Raw genomic sequence first — 20,297 nt, forward strand, 5'->3', positions numbered from 1 at the left:
CCTCTGGATTGCCTCTGGTCAGGATAGCTGCTCCCTCATGTTCGTCGTCACCCTGATCGCCCCGCCGCTCTCTTCCGGTCTCGATGCGGGCCTGAAGGCCCGGATCGGCGACGTTCTCGGCCATGTGTTTCGCGAAGACAAGCTGCACGAGACCCATGCGAGCGACCTGATGCTCGACCGCGAGCCGTTGCCCGGCGCCTGGGAAGCCGCCCGCGAACTTGCCGACCGGGGCGGGATCGACGCGGTTCTCCAGCGTACGGGCGAGCGCCGCAAGTCGATCCTGATCGCCGACATGGATTCCACCATGATCGATCAGGAATGCATCGACGAGCTGGCCGCCGAGATCGGCGCGAAGGACGCGGTGTCGAAGATCACCGCGCGCGCCATGAACGGCGAGATCGAGTTCGAATCCGCACTGCGCGAGCGTGTGGCTTTGCTGCAAGGCTTGTCCGAGACGGTGATCGGGACCGTGATTTCGCAGCGGATCACGCTCTCGAAGGGCGGCGCGCAGCTGGTCGCGACCATGCGCGCGAACGGTGCCTATACCGCGCTCGTCTCGGGCGGGTTCACCGCCTTCACCGGCGTGATCGCCGAAAGGCTCGGTTTCGACGAGAACCGCGCCAACGTGCTCTTGATCGAGAACGGGATGCTGACGGGAAAGGTGGCCGAACCGATCCTTGGCTCGGATGCAAAGGTCGCGGCGCTGATCGATATTGCGGGAATGCGCGGCGTCGACATGCGCGATGCCCTCGCCGTCGGCGACGGCGCCAACGATCTCGGCATGATCGCGCTCGCCGGGGCCGGGGTCGCGCTGCACGCCAAGCCGTCCGTCGCACAGCGAGCGGAGCACCGCATTTCCCACGGCGATCTCACCGCGCTTCTCTACATGCAGGGCTACCGGGCGGACGAATTCTCGGACGTGTCCTAGCGCTTCTGCCACCGGCCTTGCGAGGCCTCGTCGGTCGCCCGCGATTCGACCCAGCCGCCGACGCTGCCATCCTTCAGATGTTCGCGCTTCCAGAACGGCGCCTTCGTCTTCATGAAATCCATGATGAAGGAGGCCGCCTCGAAAGCCGCGCCGCGATGCTTCGATGCACAGGCCACGAAGACGATCTCCTCGCCGGGCAGGATCGTGCCGAAGCGATGCGCCGCGCGCACGCCGAAGAGCGGCCAGCGCTCCAGCGCCTCCTCGGCGATCCTTGCGATCTGCTGCTGCGCCATGCCGGGATAATGTTCGAGTTCCAGCGCGGAAAGCCGGCCCTCCTCGTCACGGCAGAAGCCGGAAAAGGTCACCAAGGCCCCGGCGTCGCCCGCCCCCGACATCGCCATGGTTTCCGCGGCGATGTCGATGCGCTCGGCCGACACCGTCACCACCACGTTCGGCCGCGCCTGCGCCGTTGCGGCCGCTGGCGCCCCTTTCGTCGCCGCGTCCGGTCCGTGGCTGCGATCGTACATGGTCGCTGCCATGTCGCGGTGGATGTCGGTCGGCTGCAGCGTGTCGTCGGCCATCGGGTCAGCCCCCCGTCATCGGCGGGAACAGCGCGATCTCCTTCGCGCCCGCCAGCGTTTCGCGGTGACCGACATGCTCCTGATCGATCGCGACGCGGATGATCTCCGGCACCTGGAGCGCGCTTTCGTAGTTCTCGCCGCGCCCCTTCAACCAGATCAGGAGATCGTCCACCGTGACGACACCGGCCGGCAGGTCGACCTCCTCGTCGGACACGCCGATGCGCTCGCGTACCCAGGCAAAATAGCTCAGTTTCATGATCGTCGTGCCTTGATCGGTTGAAGGAAGGGAGACGCGCCGAGGCTCAGCCGCGTCCCTCATACTGGTCGTCGCTCACCTTTTCGAGCCATTCGACATGGTTGCCGTCCTTTCGCTCGTGGATCGCGATATGCGTCATCATGCTGTCCCGCGAAGCGCCATGCCAGTGCTTTTCGCCCGGCGCGAACATCACGACATCGCCGACGCCGACCGTTTCGATATCGCCGCATTCGCGCTGGACGAGGCCGGTGCCCTCGACGATATAAAGCGTCTGGCCGAGCGGATGAGTGTGCCAGGCGGTGCGCGCACCGGGCTGGAAGGTGACCCGAACGGCCGCGGTGCGGGCCGGATCCGGCGCCTCGAACAAGCGCTCCGCCGTCACGTCACCGGTGAAATAGTCCGATGAGGCCGTTTCCGATGTGCGTTCCGCACGCCGCCGAATATCCATCGTCCGTTTCTCCCCAGATCGATCGCACGTCTTGAACATCCGTGCCGTCGTAAATCACATGGATCAGTCCGCTCAAGAAGCGAGCGGCCGGGTCGCCTCCGCGAGCCATGCCGCCTCGTCCACGTCCAGCATGGGGGTGAGCGCCCCCCGGACCTGCGCGTGATAGGCATCGAGCCAGGTGATTTCCTCGGCCGTCATCAGGCCCGGATCGATCAGGCGCCGATCGATCGGACAGAGCGTCAGGGTCTCGAAGCCCATCATCGAAGTTTCGCCGCCTTCGATGTCGCTCTCCCGGGTTACCAGAACGAGGTTCTCGATGCGAATGCCGTACGCGCCCTCCTTGTAGTAGCCGGGTTCGTTGGACACGATCATGCCGGGCTCGAACGCCGTCATGCCGCGCCGCGACAGCGTCTGCGGCCCCTCGTGCACCGCCAGAAACGCGCCGACCCCGTGGCCCGTGCCATGGGCGTAGTCGACGCCGGCCTTCCACAGGGCGATACGGGCGAGAACGTCGAGATCGACGCCGCGCGTTCCCTTCGGAAAGCGCGCCAGCGAGATCCCGATCATGCCCTTCAGAACGCGGGTGAACATGGCGCGCATGTCGGCGACCGGCTCGCCGATCGCGATGGTGCGGGTGATGTCGGTCGTGCCGTCCCGGTACTGACCGCCCGAATCGAGAAGGAACAGTTCGCCGTCGCAAAGGGTGCGGTTCGAGGCGCGGTTCACCCGGTAATGCACGATCGCCCCATGCGGACCCGCGCCGGCAATCGTGTCGAACGAGATGTCCTGCAGCGCCTCGCCGTCGGCCTCCCCGAACCGGATGCGGCTTTGCTCCAGCGCCTCAGCCACTTCGATCTCGCTGACCGAGCCGGGCGCCTGCCGGTCCAGCCAGGCCAGGCACGCCACCATCGCGGCGCCGTCGCGCTTGTGGGCGGCGCGGCTTCCGGCGATCTCCGCTTCGTTCTTGCGGGCGCGTGGCAGGCGAACCGGATCGTCCATGGCCATGACGGTGCCGCCGGCTTCGCGGACGATCTCCTCGATCGCGGCCACGGCGAGATCCTTGTCGAGCCCGGTCTTCGCACCGGCCGCGAGCGCGCGCAGCCCTTGGGTGAAATCCTCGTAAGGCGCGATGCGCGCGACCGCCTCGAGCGCCGCCTTGACCTCGTCGCCGAGCTTTCGCGGATCGACGAACAGCACCGCCTCGCCGGTTTTCGAGACCGTGGCGAAGGACAGGACGAGCGGCGTATGCGCGACGTCGTTGCCCCGGATATTGAAGAGCCAGGAGACCGAGGCGGGGTCGGTGAGAACTGTCAGGTCGCATCCCGCCGCCTCGACCGCCCTCGCGATCTCGGCGATCTTGTCCGCGGCTTGCCGTCCGGCAAATTCGATCGGCTGCAGGCGCACCGCCGGGGCGGAGGCAGTCGGGCGGTCGGTCCAGGCGAGATCGATCGGATTGTCGGCAAGCATCACGAGTTTGCCGCCCCGGGCCTCGAGAGCATCCTTCAGGCGCTTGACGCCCGAGATCGTGACGAGCCACGGATCGATGCCGATGGTGAGCCCCTTGCCATGCTCGCTGAGATAGTCGCCAAGCGACGTCTCGACGGAGGAGACCGGATCGAACACGGCAATATCGATCTGCTCGCGCAACTGGATCGTATAACGGCCGTCCGACAGGACGGCGGCCTTGTGCGGGAGGACGACGGCCGTGCCGGCCGAGCCGGTGAAGGCGCTCAGCCATTCGAGCCGCGCCTCGCTTTCGGGAATATATTCGTTCTGATGACGATCGGCGCGCGGGATCACCATGCCGTCGATGTCGAACGCCTTCAGCCGCTCCCGAAGGTCCGCGACGCGGCTTGCACTCGTGGAGGAATCGCTGACGTCGTCGAAGTTCTGAAACATGAAACGGCCTTTCGATCGATAAAATGCTCTGTCGCCGCGTCTTTACAGCGCCGGCGCGGCGCGAAACAGGGGCACCTCACTGTCCGACCCGGAGGATCGGCCCGAAAACCGGAATCGACTTGCGGAAAGCCGATGCCCGAAACCGGAGCGTCGGCGAGAGCGCGAGGTGCCGGAGACGGGCATGAAACCGCGATCACATCCTGCTTACCCAAGTCTTAACGCGACCCCATGCTGCATTGCAGCAGACGGAAGGGAGCTATGCGTCCGGCCGCCTGCCTGAACCGGATCGATCGGACCATATTGGTTGCAGGGAGACAGACAGACGCGCCAGTCGCACGACCATAAAGGGGACTACAGACATGGCAACGAACAATTACACGGATCTGTCCATGCGCAAGGTTTCGCCCCCCAAGGGCATCTTCCGCAACGCGCTCGACAGGATGATCGAGGCACGCGAACGCCAGGCCCGGGCCTATGTTCGTCAGAACCTCTCGGTCTATGGCCGCGACTTCGACGAAATGGTCCGCAGCGCACCACACGATGTGGCCGCACCGAGGCGCTAAACCGCTTCTCGGCACCAAATCTCAAGAAAGCCCGTGCTGGACGCCAGCGCGGGCTTCTTGCTGTCCGGAGTGCGAAACCCGCGGATGCGATCCCTGAGGCCTCGCTCGGACGGCGGCGCCGATCGCCGGGTCTTCTCGAGGACGAGATCGCAATCCTTCCCGCAGCTGTCTCACCGCTCCAACAGCAGCGTCACCCATTCGCCCATCGTCAGCGTCTTGACGTGACGCAACCCTTCGGCATCGAAGGCGTCGAGGACGCCGGCGCCTTGATCGACCAGGATCCCCGACAGGATGACGCGGCCGCTCTCGCTCAGATGGGCCGCGAAGTCCGGGGCCATCTCCTTCAAGGGTCCGGCAAGGACGTTGGCGATGATCAGGTCGAACGGCCCGCGCTCGGCAATCGTCGGGGAATCGAATCCGGTCACCTCGATCACCTCGACCCGGTCCGAAACCCCGTTCGCCGAAGCGTTCTCCCGGGCGACGGCGACAGCCACCGGATCGATATCGGTGGCGAGCACGTCGATCGCGCCGAACTTCGCGGCGCCGATGGCGAGCACCGCACTGCCGGTGCCGAGGTCGAGCGTGGCACGCGGCGTCCGGCGCAGCAGCTCTTCCTCGATCATCATCAGGCATCCTGCCGTCGTGCCGTGATGGCCCGTGCCGAACGCCATCCCCGCCTCGATCTCGATGGAGATGTCGTCGGCGTCGACCTTGCCGCGATCATGGCCGCCGTGAACCAGGAAGCGCCCCGCACGCACGGGTTTCAGGCCGGCCAGCACCTCGGCCATCCAGTCCTTGTCGGGCAGCATCTCGCATCCGACCTCGCCGAGCGGAACCCCGGTCACCTCGGCGAATTCGCCGGCCCGGTCGGCGCCCCCGTCCGCGACGTCGAGATAGGCGCAGGCCTCGTAGATCTGACGCGCCTCGTCGATCTCGGTCAATCCGAGCGGCGCGCCCTCGTCCTCGAACGCCGTCTCGAGTGCCTGATACCAAAGCTCGGCCTCGGCCTTCGGCCCGTGTGCGAAATAGCGTACCTGCATGAGTTCAAGCCTTGTTCGTCACGGTTTCGATGGTCTTGCGGGCGCGCTCCTCGCGCTTGATCCTGTCGGTCGTGGTCGCTTTCTCGATCTTCTCCTTGTCGCGCGCCAGGCGCGGCGGCACGAAGGAGATGATGCGGTCGCCGACGACGGGATCGCTGACGCCCTCGACCGTGGCGAAGAGGATGGCGCCGGACGGCTTGATCCAGAGCAGCATCTGGGTCTCGGGCGGGCGCGCCTCGCGGAAATCCTCGAAGTCGAACTCCTCGGTCAGCCGGGTCGACTGGAAGACCCAGCCCTGCTCGATCATCTCGTTCAGCTCGTTATAGGTCTTGCCCGGCTGGAACAGCGGAAGCCCGCCGATGGTGAAGTTCATCGACCGGCGATCGGAGCCGCCGTTGCGACCGATCTGGAACACGTCGGACCGGCCGAGTTCGGGCGCGAAGTCGGTCGTGATCAGCGCATTGTAGGCATCGTTGTCAGTCGCCGCGATGAGCTGGTCGAAGCGGGCGAGATTGAGATTGTGATGGGCCGATTCCGACAGGATCTCCCCGTACCAAGTCTCGACCTCCGAATAGCGCGCATCGGAAATATGCGACCAGTTGCCGTCGGCGATCAACACCGGCACCTCGTCGCTCTTCAGGCGCTTGGCCAGATCGATGGTGAAGGGCGAGGCGCCGACCAGGAGAATGCCCGGACGAACCGCGTTCCGCAGCTTGAGGATCCTGGACAGCGGCCCGAGCGTGAAGCCGTGCAGGAAAATCGTCACCGCCACCACGGCGAAGGTGTAGGCGATCATCTCCTGGCCGTCGGCGACGCCCATGTTCGACAGGGTCTGACCGAACAGGCCCGCGACGGCGACCGCGACGATGCCGCGCGGCGCGATCCAGCCGACGAAGAGCCGTTCGCGCCAGTCGAGCCCGGCACCGATGGTCGATAGACCGATGGCGATCGGCCTGATGACGACGAGGATCACGATGATGAACCAGAGCGCCTCCCAATGGAGACTGAGGATCGTCTCCCGGCTGAGCGAGGCGGTCAGAGCGATGAACAGGCCCGACACGAGGAGGATCGTGATCGTCTCCTTGAAGCGGCGCAGTTCGTTGAGGGAAGAGATCTTCGCGTTCGCCATGGTGATGCCCATGACGGTGACGGTGAGCAGTCCGGCTTCCTCGAGAATGAGGTTCGTCATCGCGTTCATGCCGACGACGGCCGCGAACAGGATCGGCGCCTTCAGATATTCCGGCGAATGTCCGCGGGTGAACAGCCAGCCGAGCGCGCGGCCCGCGAGAATGCCGCCGCCGATGGCGATGGTCAGGGCGAAGACGAGATTGAAGACGAGGTTTTCAGCGTCGTGATTGCCGTGGAGGACGAGATAGGCCTCGAACGAGATCACGGCGAAGAGCGCGCCGAGGGGATCGTTGACGATCGCCTCCCAGCGCAGGATCGAAGCCGGCCGGGTCTTCAGCTTGGCGTTGCGCAGCAGCGGCATGATGACCGTCGGCCCGGTGACGACCAAGAGCGCGCCGAGCACGATGGCGGTCGGCCAGCTGAGGCCGCCGACATAGTGGGCGGCGAGAGCTGTGGGAAACCAGACGAGCGGGCCGGAGAGGAGAACGATGCGCCGGACGGCCTGCGAGGTCTCCTTGATCTCGCGGAAATTGAGCGTCAGCCCGCCTTCGAACAGGATGATCGCGACCGCTGTGGACACGAGCGGCGTGTAGAGTTCGCCGAAGTCGACACTCGGGTTCATCACGCCGAGGACCGGGCCGAACAGCAGGCCGACGGCAAGCAGCAGGACGATCGCCGGAAGCTGGAACCGCCACGCGATCCACTGCGCCGCGATGCCGGCAAACCCGATCAACGCGATTTGAAAGGCGAGATCGCTCATAGATGTCCGTTCCGAGTCATGAAGGGATGGGCAGACCGTACCGGACCGGGACGGATGCCAGGATCCGTGAACCTAGCCCAGAAACGCCGGCCGGGAAGCCCATTGTGCGACGCAGTGAAGCGCCGGCACAATCTTTCGAAGGGTTCACGCGAAGGCTCGCGGGCGTCTAGACGCCCGACAGGCGCTCGAGCTTGGCTTTCGCCGTGGCCGGATCCTCGCCGTAGCCGAGCGTGCCCTGAAGCCGGCCCTCCGCGTCGATGAGAAAGGTCGTCGCGGTATGGTTCATGTTGTAGTTCTCGCTGTCGTCCGCCTTCTCGGCGTAGACGCCCCAACCCTTCAACATGTCCGCAACCTGGTCGGGCTCGCCGGTCAGGGCCAGCGCGTCCTCGCTCAAGGCACCGACATAATCCTTGAGGATCTGCGGCGTATCGCGGGTCGGATCGACGGTGACGAAGACGATCCGGAACGGCTCGGCGCCCGAAGCCTCGATTTCCTCCTGGAAACCGGCCAGTTCGTAGAGCGTCGTCGGGCAGACCTCGGGGCAATGGGTGAAGCCGAAGAACACGGCGGACGGTCGCCCGCGCAACGCCGCTTCCGTCACCGCCTCGCCGTTCTGGTCGACGAGCCGGAACGGCGCGCCATAGGGCTCGTCGCTGGCGAACGCGCGCGGGTCCGTCCCCTGCATCGACCAGAAGATCGCGGCGGTCGCCCCAGCCAAGAGGGCGGCAGCCACCCAGAGCGCAATTCGAAATGCTTTCATGTCGTCAAAGTCCCACATCGTTCCGTTCGCGCGCCGGGCTCCGTCAGAAGCACAGCGCCCAGCCATCGGCCACTGCCTGACGGAAAATCGTCTCGCCGTAAATGATCCAGCCGAGAACCGCCCCGAACGAAATTCCGCCGACGACGACGAGGATCGCGGCCAGGAGCAGTCCCTGGCGAACGTTCGATGGAGTTGCGGTTTGCGTTGAGTTCGGCATGCGACGAGTATACCGCAAAGCGCAGCCTTCTCCACCCGCCTGCCCGCTTCCTTCGCGCCCGATCCCACCCGACCGACGAAATCGACGCAATGCCGGATTACGATCCCGAAAACGACCCGTCCCATCTCGCGCTTCGCTTTCGCGACGGCCGGCCGAAGATCCACCAGAGCGCCTCCACGAAAGGCTGCCGGATCGGCGAGCATGTGGAGATCGCCGCGCGCGTGACGCTGCGCGACGTCGCCGTCGGCGCCTTCTCCTATTTCGAGACCGGGGGAGAAGCCGCCTATGCGACGATCGGCAAGTTCTGCTCGATCGCCCCCAATGTGCGGATCAACGCGCTCGCCCACCCGCTGGACCGGGTCACCACCCACAAGATCGCCTACCGGCCCAACGAATATTTTCGCTGGCGCCCGGTCGACCACGCGTTCATCGACGCGCGCCGGGCGGCGTCTGTGACCATCGGCAACGATGTCTGGATCGGCCAGAACGCGGTGATCATGCCGGGCGTCACGGTGGGCGACGGCGCGGTGATCGGCGCGAACGCCGTCGTCACGAAGGATGTCGCGCCCTACACGATCGTCACAGGTGTCCCCGCACGCCCGCTTCGCCCGCGGTTCGACCCCGCGACCGCCGCCCGCCTTGCGGCGCTCGCCTGGTGGGACTGGCCCCGCGAAACCCTGTTCGACGCCGTGCCCGACATGGCCGAACTCACGATCGAGGCCTTTCTCGACAAGTGGGAAGCGCTTCAGCCCTCGCGCTCGACCAGCAGGAAATAGGCCAGAGCCGACGCCGGCAGTCCTGCGCCGACGAGGCAGACCGCCGTCCAGCCGAAGGTTTCGAGAAGCGGGCTCGCCAGCGCCGAGCCGATCGCGCCGCCGAGGAAGAAGGTCGTCATGTAGACCGCGTTCAGGCGGTTCCGGATCGATTCGTCGAGCTGGTAGATCTCGCGCTGTCCCAGGACGAGATTGGCCTGGACGCCGAGATCGATGACGATGCCGGCGAGCAGCAGCGGCCAGAAGGTCGTCTGACCGAACCAGGCAAGCACGAAGGCTGCGATGGCCAGACAGATCGCGACCATGGTGCCGACATGGGTGTGGCCACGATCGGCGAGGCGGCCCGCGACGGGCGCGGCGACGACCCCGAAGACCCCGGCCAGGGTGAACAGCGCGACCTCGCCCGGCGAGAAGGCGAAGGGTTCGCGGAAGAGGATCACCGGGGCCGCCGTCCAGAACATGGAAAAGGACGCGAACATCGCCGCATGGTAGAGCCCGCGCCGGCGCAGCACCGGCTCGCTCACGAAAAGATGGCCGAGGGAGCCGATGAGTTCGCGGTAGCCCTTGCCGGTCCTCGGCTGGCGGGACGGGATGATGAAGTATCCGGTCGCGAGAATCAGCGCGACGACGAGGCCCGACACCCCGAAGACCCCGCGCCAGCCGACATGTTCGGCAAGGAAGCTGGCGACGGGCCGCGCAAGCAGAATGCCGCCGAGAAGCCCGGTCATCACGTTGCCGACGATTTCGCCCCGCTTGTGGGCCGGCGCGAGGCTGGCGGCCAGCGGCACGATCATCTGCGCGCCGACGGAGGTGATTCCGACGAGGAGCGTCATGGAGAACAGCGCGAACAGCCCCGGCAGCAGGGCGAGCCCGGCGAGGCTGAAGAGGTTCAGCACCATGGTCGCGAGAATCAGCTTCCGGTTCTCGAAGATGTCGCCGAGCGGCACGAGGAGGATGAGCCCGATGGCGTAGCCGGCCTGCGCGGCGGTGACGATGAGGCTTTCCAGCGATACGGCAAGCCCGGTGTCCCGGCCGATCAGCGCGACGAGCGGCTGGGCATAATAGAGATTGGCGGCGAGCGCCCCGCAGGCGAACGCGAACAGGATGGTGAGGACGGTGCCGATGCCCTTGGGTTCGGAGGCAAGGGTCGAACCCGTTTCTGCGTCGCTGGTCGCGGTCATGACATGCACCGGTTTCAAAGGATCGTCGGGAAGCGCCGAGGGCCGGAGCGGACGATCGGCGCGCTTGAACATGGCTGCCGTGGCGTTCGGCCGGAGACACCATGTCGCGACGTAACGCCGGACGGGTTGGCGGGCAAGGCCGGCGCCGGATAGAACATGGGCGACGACAACGGCCTGATGGACCCGACCTCATGACATGCGAAATCCGCCCTCTCGCGCCCCTGGACAAGGACCAATGGCGCGCGTCGTGGACGAATTATCTCGGTTTCTACGAAACATCGGTCGAGGACGAGGTCTACGAGACGAGCTTTGCGCGCATGATGTCCGGGGAACGCGGCGAATTTCGCGGCCTCGTGGCGGTCCGGGACGGCCGGCTCGTCGGTCTTGCCCATTATCTTTTCCACCGCCACGGCTGGCGGATCGCGGACGCCTGCTATCTGCAGGATCTGTGGGTCGAACCGGACCAGCGCGGGGCGGGAATCGCGCGCGCCCTGATCGAAGCGGTCTATGCGGCCGCCGACGCGCATGGTTGCGCAAAGATCTACTGGATGACGCAGGAGACCAACGCGGTCGCACGGTGCCTCTACGACCGGATCGGCGTTCGGACGGGGTTCATCGAATACCGGCGCTGATCGCCCGGGCGAATGGGACGATCACGCAAAATGATTGGCGTTTGCCGCCGGCTTCGGGCTTGCCTTGCCGGGACCAACGATCGAGGACGATGCCATGCCGACCCTCCCCATCTATCAGGTCGACGCCTTCACGCGCACGCTCTTTGCCGGCAATCCGGCGGCCGTCGTGCCGCTGGACGACTGGCTGGCTGACGCGGTGATGCTGACCATTGCGGCGGAGAACAATCTCGCCGAGACCGCCTTCTTCGTCGCGCAAGGCGAGAACCGCTGGGGTCTTCGCTGGTTCACGCCGGAGATCGAGGTGCCGCTGTGCGGGCACGCGACGCTCGCAACCGCCTTCGTCCTTTGCGAATGCCTTGGTGTGAAAGCGGAGAGGCTGACATTCGCAACGCGCGAATCGGGCGAACTGACCGTGACCCGCGAGCGCGACGGCCGGTTCGTGATGCGCCTGCCGATCCGCAGGCCAGAGCCGGCCGGGGCCTTCGCCGACCTGTCGGACGCCCTCGGAAAAGCGCCGAGCGAGGTGCACTTTGCCGACGTCGCCGGCGATGCAAGCTATCTCGCGGTCTTCGACACGGAAGCCGATGTTCGCGCCCTCGACCCCGATCTGCGCGCGGTCGCGGCTCTCGATGCCCGCAACGTGGTGGTGACGGCGAAAGGCGGCGATGTCGATTTCGTCAGCCGCATGTTCGCGCCGGCCGCCGGCATCGACGAGGACCCGGTCACGGGCTCGGCGCACTGCATGCTGGCCCCGTTCTGGGGCGAGCGCCTGGGCAAGAGCGTGCTGAGCGCGAGACAGGTCTCGAAGCGGGGCGGCGACCTTTGGTGCGAGATCGACGGGGAGACGATCGTGGTGTCCGGCCATGGCGTCCTGTATCTCGAAGGCCGCATTCACGTTCCGGCATGAGGGACGCATGACGACGGCTTGCGCGCCGGCCCCGCCTCTGCCAACGGGGACGGCACGATCAGCGGTCCGAAAAGCCCCAGTTCAGGTTCGATCCCATGCCCGTCGATATTCTTCTCCTTCTCGTCGCGGCCGCCTTCGTCGCCGGCTATATCGATGCGGTCGCCGGCGGCGGCGGCCTCATCACCATTCCGGCGCTGCTCCTGTCGGGCATGGACCCGCTGACGGTGCTCGGCACCAACAAGGTCCAGGGCATGTTCGGCTCGGGCTCGGCCACCCTCGCCTATGCGGCCAAAGGCCATGTCGACCTGAAGAGCCAATGGCCGGCGGCACTCGCCTCGGGCGTCGGGGCCGCCGGCGGCGCGCTCCTCGCCTTCGTGGTGCCGACCCAGATTCTCGAGACCCTTCTGCCCTTCCTTCTCGTCGCGGTCGCGATCTTCTTCGCCGTCCGCCCCGGCCTCGGCGATCTCGACCGGGAACGGCGGGTGTCGCCGGCCTTCTTCGTCGGTTTCGCCGTGCCCCTGATCGGCGCCTATGACGGCCTGTTCGGACCGGGCACCGGCTCGTTCTTCATGATCGCCTTCGTGACGCTTGCCGGCTACGGCGTCCTCAAGGCAACGGCCCACACCAAGCTCCTGAACTTCTCGTCCAATATCGGATCGCTGATCGTCTTCGTCTTCGGCGGTGCGGTGATGTGGAGCGTCGGGCTGTCGATGGGCGTCGCCCAGTTCCTGGGCGCGAGGCTGGGCGCCGCGACGGCCATGCGCTTCGGCTCCAGGCTCATCCGGCCCCTCCTCGTCGTCACCTGTCTCGCGCTGGCCGCCAAGCTGCTCATCGGCTAGCGCATCGTGGGTCTGTTCAGACGCGCGATGCTCCAGCCATCTCTTTGATTTCAAACATCGGCATTCCGAAACCCCCTCCAATCCTCGGCCCGATGCTCTAGGCAGGAGCTCCATGACGAAGCGCACACCCGCCATCATGCTGCAGGGCACCGGCTCGGATGTCGGCAAGTCCGTTCTGGTGGCGGGGCTGTGCCGGCTGTTCACCCGGCGCGGACTGACCGTCCGCCCGTTCAAGCCGCAGAACATGTCGAACAATGCGGCCGTCGCGCGCATTCCCGGCACCGCCGAATTCGGCGAGATCGGGCGCGCGCAATGGGTGCAGGCGCTGGCCTGCGGGACGCCGGCGACGGTGCTGATGAACCCGGTTCTTCTCAAACCGCAATCGGAGACCGGAAGCCAGATCGTCCTCAACGGCAAGATGGCCGGAGCTGCGAAGGGCCGCGACTACCAAGCGCTCAAGGGCCGATTTCTCGGCGCCGTGCTGTCGAGCTTCGAGACCTTGGGACGGGATGCCGATCTCGTCATCGTCGAGGGCGCGGGCTCGCCCGCCGAGATCAATCTGCGCGCCAACGATATCGCGAACATGGGCTTTGCCGTGGCCGCGAAGGTGCCGGTCGTGCTCGTCGGCGATATCGATCGGGGCGGCGTCATCGCCTCCCTCGTCGGCACGCACGCGATCCTGGATCCTCGGGACCGGGCGACGATCGCCGGCTATCTGATCAACAAGTTCCGCGGCGACGTGATCCTGTTCGACGACGGGCTGCGCGCGATCGAAGGGTTCACCGGTTGGCGATGCTTCGGCGTCATTCCCCATATCGACGCGGCGAACCGGCTGCCGGCGGAGGATTCCGTCGCGCTCGAACGGCGCGGCCGGAGGAACGTGAAGACCGGCGCCATCACCATCGCCGTGCCGCGTCTTGGCCGGATCGCCAATTTCGACGATTGCGATCCGCTCGCCCACGAGGCTGGCGTCGATCTCGTGTTCGTGGCCCCGGGCGATCCGCTGCCGGCGGATGCCGATCTCGTGCTGATCCCCGGCTCGAAATCGACCATCGCCGATCTCGACGCCTTCCGCGCCAACGGGTGGGACGTCGATCTCGCCGCCCATGTGGCGAGAGGCGGCCATGTCGTCGGGCTTTGCGGCGGCTACCAGATGCTGGGGCAACGCGTTTTCGATCCGCACGGGATCGAGGGGGACAGGCGGGACTGCGAGGGCCTGAAGCTTCTCGACGTCGAGACCGTGCTCGCCAAGGACAAGACCGTGCGCGAGAACCTTGCGACCGATCTTTCCGGCGGACCGCTCGAGGGCTACGAGATCCATCTCGGCGCGACGCGCGGGCGCGATTGCGAGCGTCCGGTCTGCCTCGTCGGCGGCGTGCCGGAGGGCGCGACGAGCGCCGACGGCCGGGTGTTCGGCACCTATCTGCACGGCATCTTCGCCAATGACGGGTTTCGCCGCGACCTCCTGGCTCGCCTCGGGCTCGCCCCGACCGGCCAGAGCTACCGCGAGGGCGTCGCGGCCGCGCTCGACGAACTGGCCGATCATATCGAGCGGAGCATCGACTGCGACAGCCTGCTGGACATCGCCCGTCGCCGCTGACGCCAAACCGCCTCGGTCCCGGCCGGCGTTCCGTGTCGGCGGCGACCGGAGCCGGCGGGCCACCCGAACGAGCGAACATCGAGGTGTCACGCGCCGAGCCTCATCGCGAACAGTTCAACCCCAAACACCGTTGCCGCAGGCTTTTGGATTTGCAGGCGTTTGAGGGACGGGCTAAATATCCTGCATGAGCAACACAGCCACAGGGCGGCCCGGCCGCTTCGCCATCCTCGCCAATCCGACCCGCTTCCTGGAGCTGTCGGGGAAGATCCAGCCCTGGCTCTATGCCGTGGCCGGCCTTTCGATCCTCGCGGCCCTCGTGATGGGCTTCCTCGCGCCGGAGGATTACCAGCAGGGTGCGACCGTGCGCATCATGTTCATCCACGTGCCGTTCGCCTGGCTCTGCATGATGATCTGGAGCGTGATGGCGCTGTCGGCCCTCGGCACCCTGGTCTGGCGCCATCCGCTGGCCGATGTCTCGATCAAGGCCGCAGCGCCGATCGGCGCGGTGTTCACGGTGCTGGCGCTCCTCACCGGATCGATCTGGGGACGGCCGATGTGGGGCACATGGTGGGTGTGGGACGCAAGGCTCACCTCGGTGTTCGTCCTCCTCATCATGTATCTCGGCCTGATCGCGCTCACCCGCGCCCTGGACGAACCGGGCAAGGCCGCCAAGCCGGCCGCGATCCTCGTCCTCGTCGGCTGGATCAACATTCCGATCATCAAGTTCTCGGTCGACTGGTGGAACACGCTGCATCAGCCGGCGAGCGTGATGCGGGTCGAGGGGCCGGCCATGCCCGCCGAATTCCTGACGCCGCTGCTCATTTCGGCGATCGGTTTCACCCTCCTGTTCTTCGCGCTGCACCTCACGGCCATGCGCACCGAAATCCTGCGCCGCCGCGTCGAGGCGCTGACGAGGCTCGCGGCCCGCAAGGCCGAGCGCCAGAGCGCCGAGGTGCCCGCATGAGCGGCGACTATACCGGGTTCATTCTGGCCGCCTACGGCTTCTCCGCGCTGTTCATTCTCCTCCTGATGGTCTGGATCGTCGTCGATGCGAGGGCGCAGGCGCGCGCGCTCAAGGACCTCGAAGCGCGCGGCATCCGCCGCCGTTCGGCCCCGCAACCCGCCAACCTGCCCGAAGGGGCGCAAAGCCGATGAGCGATCCCGAGAACCGAAAGACGCCGACGCCGCGCAAGCCGTTCTCCATCAGGCGCGGCATCCTCGTGGCCCTGCCGCTCATCCTGTTCGCGGGCCTTGCGGGGCTCTTCTTCGATGCGCTCTACCAGAACCAGCTGGGCCGCGACATCACCGAGATCCCCTCCGTGCTGATCGACAAGCCCGCGCCGAAGACCGTGCTGCCGGCGCTGGACGGGGTGGCGACGGCCGACGGCCGGCCCATGCCCGGCCTCGATCTGACGACGCCGCCGACGAAACCGATGCTGGTCAACGTCTTCGCCTCCTGGTGCGGGCCCTGCCGTCAGGAGCATCCCTTCCTGATGGAATTGTCCCATGACGAGCGCCTCGACATCGTGGCGATCAACTACAAGGACCAGCCGGCCAATGCGCGCGGCTTCCTGGAATCGCTCGGCAATCCCTACGACGCCATCGGCGTCGACCAGAAGGGCTCGGCCACCATCGATTGGGGCGTCTACGGCGTTCCCGAAAGCTTCCTCGTCTCCCCGGACGGACGCATCGTCTTCAAGCAGACGGGCCCCCTGTCGGAGGAAGCCTTCCGCACGGAACTGCTCCCGGCGCTGGAGAACCTTCTCGACGGGCAAGACACACCGGATTCGCCGACGAGTTGAGCGGAGGTCCAGGACGCGCAAGCGGGAGAGCTGCCTACCCCTCCTCGCGCATGATCGCCTTGTGGCCGATGTCGGAGCGCCAGAAGCCGTTGTCCCATTCGACGCCGGCCAGGAGATCGTAGGCGTTGCGGGCGGCCGCGTGGACCGTGTCGCCGAGCGCCGTCACGTTGAGAACGCGCCCGCCCGTGGCGGTCAGGCGGTCGCCGTCCCTTGCGGTTCCGGCGTGAAAGATCATCGTCTCGTCGCCCGTCTCCGGCAGGCTCGCGATCACGGTGCCCTTCTCGTAGGCGCCGGGATAGCCGTTCGAGGCCATGACGATCGTCAGCGCCCGCGCGCTCGACCATTCGGGGGTGACGCCCGAAAGGTCGCCCTTCGCGGCCGCCAGAAGGATCGGCAGGAGATCGGACTTCAGCCGCATCATCAGGACCTGGCATTCCGGATCGCCGAAGCGGACATTGTATTCGATCAGCTGCGGCCCGGCATCCGTCAGCATCAGGCCGGCATAGAGAACGCCCTTGAACGGCGCGCCCTGATTCGCCATCCCCCGCATCGTCGGCTCGATGATCTCGCGCATGACGCGGGCGATCTGCGCCTCGCTGAGGCCGATCGCAGGGGAATAGGCACCCATGCCGCCGGTGTTCGGACCCCGGTCGCCGTCGAACGCCCGCTTGTGGTCCTGGGCGGTCCCGAACAGGAGCGCGCGGTGTCCGTCGCAGATGCAGAAGAGGCTCGCCTCCTCGCCTTCCAGGAATTCCTCGATCACGAGTTCGGCTCCGGCGCCGCCGAACTCCCCGTCGAAGCAGGCATCGATGGCGGCGTTGGCCTCGGCGCGCGTCTCGGCGATGGTCACGCCCTTGCCGGCGGCCAGGCCGTCGGCCTTGATGACGATCGGCCCCGGCCGGTCCGCGATCGCCGCCCGGGCATCCGGCGCATTGTTGAAGCGCTGGTAGCGCGCGGTCGGAATATCGTTGAGCGAACACAGATCCTTGGTGAAGCCCTTCGAGCCCTCGAGGCGCGCGGCGGACGCCGAAGGGCCGAAGACGGCGAACCCTTCGGCTTCCAGCCGATCGGCAAGCCCTGACACCAGCGGCACTTCCGGGCCGACGACGACAAGACCGATGCCCTTGTCCCGGCAGAACGCCGCCACCGCATCCTGATCGCCGGCATCAAGATCGGCGAGGCGGGCAAATTGGCCGATGCCGGGGTTTCCGGGTGCCGCGTACAGCGTTCCCAATTGCGGAGACTGCGCGAGCTTCCAGGCCAGCGCGTGCTCGCGTCCGCCCGATCCGATGAGAAGGATGTCGATCGCCATTCAATGCTCCATGGGTCGGGAGTGAACGCTCCCGGTCGTTGTCTCCGCGATACGAAGCCAGGCGCTTGCGGGTCAAGCCACAGGGGCGAGACGGGCCGTCCGGTGACGGGTTTTTCACGAAGCGGCAGAGGAAAAAGCTTGACTGGCGTCGTTCGAACACGCTTTTTCCAAGCCATGTCGAATCGCGATCAAATCCTCGCATCAGAAGCAGACCGCGTTTCGGATGCACCGTCGCAGAACTGGGTCTATCGCTATCTGCCGCAAACCCTGTGGCCCTATGCGCAGCTTGCGCGCTGGGACAGGCCGATCGGCTGGCAGCTTCTGATGTGGCCCTGCTGGTGGTCCGCCGCGATGGCGCCGCTGGCAGCCCCCACGACGGCGGTCCACACCGGGCTGCCGAGCTTCTGGCACCTGTTCCTGTTTCTCGTCGGGGCCATTGCCATGCGCGGGGCCGGCTGCACCTACAACGATCTCGTCGACGAGACCATCGACGCCTCGGTGGCGCGCACCCGCTCGCGCCCACTGCCGTCGGGCCGCGTCAGCCGGCGCGACGCCAAGCTCTTCATGGTGGCGCAGGCGCTCACCGGCTTCGTGGTTCTCATCCAGTTCAACGCCTTCGCGATTGCCCTCGGCATCGCCTCGCTCGGCACGGTGGCGATCTATCCGTTCCTGAAACGGGTGACGAACTGGCCGCAGCTCGGGCTGGGGCTCGCCTTTTCCTGGGGCGCGCTCATGGGATGGGCCTGCTTCTGGGGCAGCCTGTCGATCGCGCCGGTGCTTCTCTATGTCGGCTCGATCCTCTGGGTGATCGGCTACGACACGATCTACGCCCATCAGGACAAGGAGGACGACGCGCTGGTCGGCGTGCGTTCCACGGCCCAGCTTTTCGGGGAAAAGACACGCGAGGCGATCATCCTCCTTTACGGCGGCGCGATCGCTTTGTTCTTCCTCGCATTTCTCGCGACGGGCAGCAGCACGAGCTGGCCGGCCTATGCGGGCCTTGCCGTCGGAGCCATCCAGATGGGCTGGCAGATCCGGAACCTCGATATCGACGACCCGTCCGAATGCCTGCGGCTGTTCAAGTCGAACAGCGCCTTCGGGTGGATCATCTTCTTCGGCCTGGTCTTTTCCGCGCTCTGGTCGATCAGCGCGGCGTAAGGACCGCCGCGCGCGCCAGCAACGCAGGCGCTCGGGCACCCGCCATGGCCATCACGCTTCGGACATCTCCACCGGCGCGCACCGATAGCGCCGGAGCGACCATTTGGGCCGGCCCTTCATATGTTCGAGGGCGGCGACCTGGCCGAACATGGCGCATTGCACGAGCGTGCCCTGGAAGGACACGTTCTCGCGGTGGCATTCGCCGGGCTCGGACTTGAGGCAGAGGAAAAGGGTCATGGCGATCATGGCGAAACCTCGTTCGCGTTGATGACAATCGCCGATCGACCTCCCGCTTGGATCGACGGGTCCGGTCGCCTTCCTTCCCTGGCAGGCCGGATCCTCTCATCAGATTAAGACATCGCGCCCACCACACAATCCCAAATTTTAGGCATGCATATCATTTGTGCAATTGAATGCGGCAGCGCCGCAGAAGCGGTTGGGAAGCGTCAGGCTCGTCTGACGGTCGGATGCCGGAAAGCGCCGGAACGCGTAAGGCCCGCCGCCTTCGAGACCCGGCAAAGCGCCCCGAAAACATGGTCCGGCCCGTTCGCCCGCAGACTTGGATCTGGCACGGACCCGACGAAGGCACCCATGCCAGTTGACGCGCGGCGATCAGGACGGCGACTTACCGAGCCTGTCAGCCACGCCCGCAAGCGCCGCGTGCTCGCCCTCGATCAACACCGTCTTCGAACGGTTCGCATGCCCTGCCACGACGCTCACCGAGGTTTTCGCGACGCCGAACACCTTGGCGACGAGCTTCACGAGCGCTGCGTTCGCACGTCCCTCCTCGGGCACCGCGCGCAGCTTCAGCTGGAGCCGCAAGCGGCCCGCGCCGTCCTCCGATACGCCGCCCACGCGGTCGAGGGATGCCTTCGGCGTCACCCTCACGAACAGCTTCATTCCGCCCTCGACAGGCTGCAGAAAGGGTTCGGGCACGCCGGCGGATCAGATGCCCGCCCGCTGGACCGCCGGATAGAGATAGATGTAGATGACCTGCTGCAGGAAGAAGATGCCGAGCAGCACGACGAGCGGCGACAGATCGATTCCGCCGAGATCCGGCATCACGCGGCGCACGCGCCGGAACACCGGTTCGGTCGCCCTGTAGAGAAACTGCCCGATGGAATCGACGAATTGGTTGCCGGCATTGACGATATTGAAGGCGTAGAGCCAGGAGAGGATGGCCGAGGCGATGATGATCCACCAATAGATGTTGAGAGCGAGCATCAGGACATTGAGAACGGCGAGCATGGCGGGCGACTTTTCCTCTCGATTGATCCGAGTGTCCATGTAGCCACGACGGGCCGCCCCTGCAAACGAAAGGCAACTTGTCCGGGACAATTCGCCCGAAACGGCCGCTCCTTCGATTGCGACGGCACAGAAGCGTTCGCATGCTTGACGCATGAGCCCGTCGCGACTATACGAGCCCCAAGACCTTCAGCGCCTCCAGGGGCGCTTTTTCGTCTTTGGTCCGGGTGCGACGTCAAAATCTCATCGGTCGTATAAGACGAATTCA

The 20,297-nt window shown here is 66.1% G+C and carries 24 protein-coding genes; 11 read left to right on the forward strand and 13 right to left on the reverse strand.

Features of this window, described 5'->3' with window-relative positions:
- Nucleotides 1-37: 37 nt before the first annotated feature.
- Nucleotides 38-928 carry a phosphoserine phosphatase SerB gene (serB, locus tag U0C82_RS03390; RefSeq protein WP_322185640.1) on the forward strand — a complete coding sequence of 297 codons (891 nt, stop codon included), beginning with the start codon at nt 38-40 and terminating at the stop codon, nt 926-928.
- Here the strand turns inward: serB and U0C82_RS03395 are convergent.
- The 4 genes from U0C82_RS03395 to U0C82_RS03410 all read right to left on the reverse strand — a co-directional run bounded on the left by U0C82_RS03395 (nt 925) and on the right by U0C82_RS03410 (nt 4,112).
- Nucleotides 925-1,374: a molybdenum cofactor biosynthesis protein MoaE gene (locus U0C82_RS03395; protein ID WP_416186619.1), complete on the reverse strand. Its 450-nt coding sequence runs from the start codon at nt 1,372-1,374 to the stop codon at nt 925-927. The two genes, serB and U0C82_RS03395, sit on opposite strands and share 4 nt — an antisense overlap.
- 139 nt (nt 1,375-1,513) lie before the next feature.
- Entirely contained in the window at nt 1,514-1,765 is a 252-nt protein-coding gene (gene moaD, locus U0C82_RS03400; protein WP_322185641.1) for a molybdopterin converting factor subunit 1, read from the reverse strand.
- 46 nt (nt 1,766-1,811) lie between these two features.
- Complete coding sequence (locus U0C82_RS03405; protein WP_322185642.1) at nt 1,812-2,213, reverse strand: (R)-mandelonitrile lyase; 402 nt, start codon at nt 2,211-2,213, stop codon at nt 1,812-1,814.
- Between the two features lie 72 nt (nt 2,214-2,285).
- The gene (locus tag U0C82_RS03410) at nt 2,286-4,112 is read right to left on the reverse strand and encodes an aminopeptidase P family protein (protein WP_322185643.1); all 1,827 of its coding nucleotides are present in this window, start codon (nt 4,110-4,112) and stop codon (nt 2,286-2,288) included.
- A gap of 359 nt (nt 4,113-4,471) precedes the next feature.
- Here U0C82_RS03410 and U0C82_RS03415 point away from each other — a divergent pair, with 359 nt between their 5' ends.
- On the forward strand, nt 4,472-4,675 hold the full coding sequence (locus U0C82_RS03415) for a hypothetical protein (protein ID WP_322185644.1): 204 nt from the start codon (nt 4,472-4,474) through the stop codon (nt 4,673-4,675).
- Nucleotides 4,676-4,845: 170 nt separating this feature from the next.
- Here the strand turns inward: U0C82_RS03415 and U0C82_RS03420 are convergent, their stop codons facing one another.
- The 4 genes from U0C82_RS03420 to U0C82_RS03435 all read right to left on the reverse strand — a co-directional run bounded on the left by U0C82_RS03420 (nt 4,846) and on the right by U0C82_RS03435 (nt 8,580).
- On the reverse strand, nt 4,846-5,715 hold the full coding sequence (locus tag U0C82_RS03420; protein WP_322185645.1) for a 50S ribosomal protein L11 methyltransferase: 870 nt from the start codon (nt 5,713-5,715) through the stop codon (nt 4,846-4,848).
- A 4-nt stretch (nt 5,716-5,719) separates the two neighbouring features.
- A complete protein-coding gene (locus U0C82_RS03425; protein WP_322185646.1) occupies nt 5,720-7,603 on the reverse strand; it encodes a cation:proton antiporter in 1,884 nt (627 codons plus the stop codon).
- A gap of 166 nt (nt 7,604-7,769) precedes the next feature.
- A complete protein-coding gene (locus U0C82_RS03430) occupies nt 7,770-8,363 on the reverse strand; it encodes an SCO family protein (protein ID WP_322185647.1) in 594 nt (197 codons plus the stop codon).
- 43 nt (nt 8,364-8,406) lie between these two features.
- Entirely contained in the window at nt 8,407-8,580 is a 174-nt protein-coding gene (locus U0C82_RS03435) for a hypothetical protein (protein ID WP_322185648.1), read from the reverse strand.
- A gap of 89 nt (nt 8,581-8,669) precedes the next feature.
- On the opposite strand from U0C82_RS03435, the gene U0C82_RS03440 reads away from it, so the two are divergent.
- The gene (locus U0C82_RS03440) at nt 8,670-9,356 is read left to right on the forward strand and encodes a DapH/DapD/GlmU-related protein (RefSeq protein ID WP_322185649.1); all 687 of its coding nucleotides are present in this window, start codon (nt 8,670-8,672) and stop codon (nt 9,354-9,356) included.
- Here the strand turns inward: U0C82_RS03440 and U0C82_RS03445 are convergent.
- Nucleotides 9,326-10,534, reverse strand: coding sequence for an MFS transporter (locus U0C82_RS03445; protein WP_322185650.1), 1,209 nt, complete (start codon nt 10,532-10,534; stop codon nt 9,326-9,328). The genes U0C82_RS03440 and U0C82_RS03445 overlap by 31 nt on opposite strands.
- 191 nt (nt 10,535-10,725) lie before the next feature.
- Between U0C82_RS03445 and U0C82_RS03450 the strand changes: the two genes are divergently transcribed.
- From U0C82_RS03450 to U0C82_RS03480, 7 genes are all read left to right on the forward strand, one after another.
- Nucleotides 10,726-11,166 (forward strand): GNAT family N-acetyltransferase, encoded by a 441-nt coding sequence (locus U0C82_RS03450; RefSeq protein ID WP_322185651.1) that lies wholly within the window; start codon nt 10,726-10,728, stop codon nt 11,164-11,166.
- 94 nt (nt 11,167-11,260) lie between these two features.
- A complete protein-coding gene (locus tag U0C82_RS03455) occupies nt 11,261-12,073 on the forward strand; it encodes a PhzF family phenazine biosynthesis protein (protein WP_322185652.1) in 813 nt (270 codons plus the stop codon).
- 95 nt (nt 12,074-12,168) lie between these two features.
- Nucleotides 12,169-12,912 (forward strand): TSUP family transporter, encoded by a 744-nt coding sequence (locus U0C82_RS03460; RefSeq protein ID WP_322185653.1) that lies wholly within the window; start codon nt 12,169-12,171, stop codon nt 12,910-12,912.
- A gap of 112 nt (nt 12,913-13,024) precedes the next feature.
- Nucleotides 13,025-14,512 (forward strand): cobyric acid synthase, encoded by a 1,488-nt coding sequence (locus U0C82_RS03465; RefSeq protein WP_322185654.1) that lies wholly within the window; start codon nt 13,025-13,027, stop codon nt 14,510-14,512.
- Between the two features lie 184 nt (nt 14,513-14,696).
- The gene (locus tag U0C82_RS03470) at nt 14,697-15,476 is read left to right on the forward strand and encodes a heme ABC transporter permease (protein WP_322185655.1); all 780 of its coding nucleotides are present in this window, start codon (nt 14,697-14,699) and stop codon (nt 15,474-15,476) included.
- Nucleotides 15,473-15,667, forward strand: a complete 195-nt coding sequence (ccmD, locus tag U0C82_RS03475; RefSeq protein ID WP_322185656.1) for a heme exporter protein CcmD — start codon at nt 15,473-15,475, stop codon at nt 15,665-15,667. Before U0C82_RS03470 ends, ccmD begins: the two co-directional genes overlap by 4 nt.
- Nucleotides 15,664-16,314 (forward strand): DsbE family thiol:disulfide interchange protein, encoded by a 651-nt coding sequence (locus U0C82_RS03480; protein WP_322185657.1) that lies wholly within the window; start codon nt 15,664-15,666, stop codon nt 16,312-16,314. Before ccmD ends, U0C82_RS03480 begins: the two co-directional genes overlap by 4 nt.
- Nucleotides 16,315-16,348: 34 nt before the next feature.
- On the opposite strand, the gene purD is transcribed toward U0C82_RS03480, so the two are convergent.
- Nucleotides 16,349-17,620 (reverse strand): phosphoribosylamine--glycine ligase, encoded by a 1,272-nt coding sequence (gene purD, locus U0C82_RS03485; RefSeq protein WP_322185970.1) that lies wholly within the window; start codon nt 17,618-17,620, stop codon nt 16,349-16,351.
- A 180-nt stretch (nt 17,621-17,800) separates the two neighbouring features.
- Between purD and ubiA the strand changes: the two genes are divergently transcribed.
- The gene (ubiA, locus tag U0C82_RS03490; protein ID WP_322185658.1) at nt 17,801-18,784 is read left to right on the forward strand and encodes a 4-hydroxybenzoate octaprenyltransferase; all 984 of its coding nucleotides are present in this window, start codon (nt 17,801-17,803) and stop codon (nt 18,782-18,784) included.
- A 51-nt stretch (nt 18,785-18,835) separates the two neighbouring features.
- On the opposite strand, the gene U0C82_RS03495 is transcribed toward ubiA, so the two are convergent.
- The 3 genes from U0C82_RS03495 to U0C82_RS03505 all read right to left on the reverse strand — a co-directional run bounded on the left by U0C82_RS03495 (nt 18,836) and on the right by U0C82_RS03505 (nt 20,032).
- A complete protein-coding gene (locus U0C82_RS03495; RefSeq protein ID WP_322185659.1) occupies nt 18,836-19,030 on the reverse strand; it encodes a hypothetical protein in 195 nt (64 codons plus the stop codon).
- 366 nt (nt 19,031-19,396) lie between these two features.
- Nucleotides 19,397-19,720 carry a DUF167 domain-containing protein gene (locus U0C82_RS03500; protein ID WP_322185660.1) on the reverse strand — a complete coding sequence of 108 codons (324 nt, stop codon included), beginning with the start codon at nt 19,718-19,720 and terminating at the stop codon, nt 19,397-19,399.
- A 9-nt stretch (nt 19,721-19,729) separates the two neighbouring features.
- Nucleotides 19,730-20,032, reverse strand: a complete 303-nt coding sequence (locus U0C82_RS03505) for a YggT family protein (protein ID WP_322185661.1) — start codon at nt 20,030-20,032, stop codon at nt 19,730-19,732.
- Nucleotides 20,033-20,297 lie beyond the last annotated feature (265 nt).

This window comes from Fulvimarina uroteuthidis, assembly GCF_034321785.1.
Taxonomy (GTDB): Bacteria; Pseudomonadota; Alphaproteobacteria; order Rhizobiales; family Rhizobiaceae; genus Fulvimarina; species Fulvimarina uroteuthidis.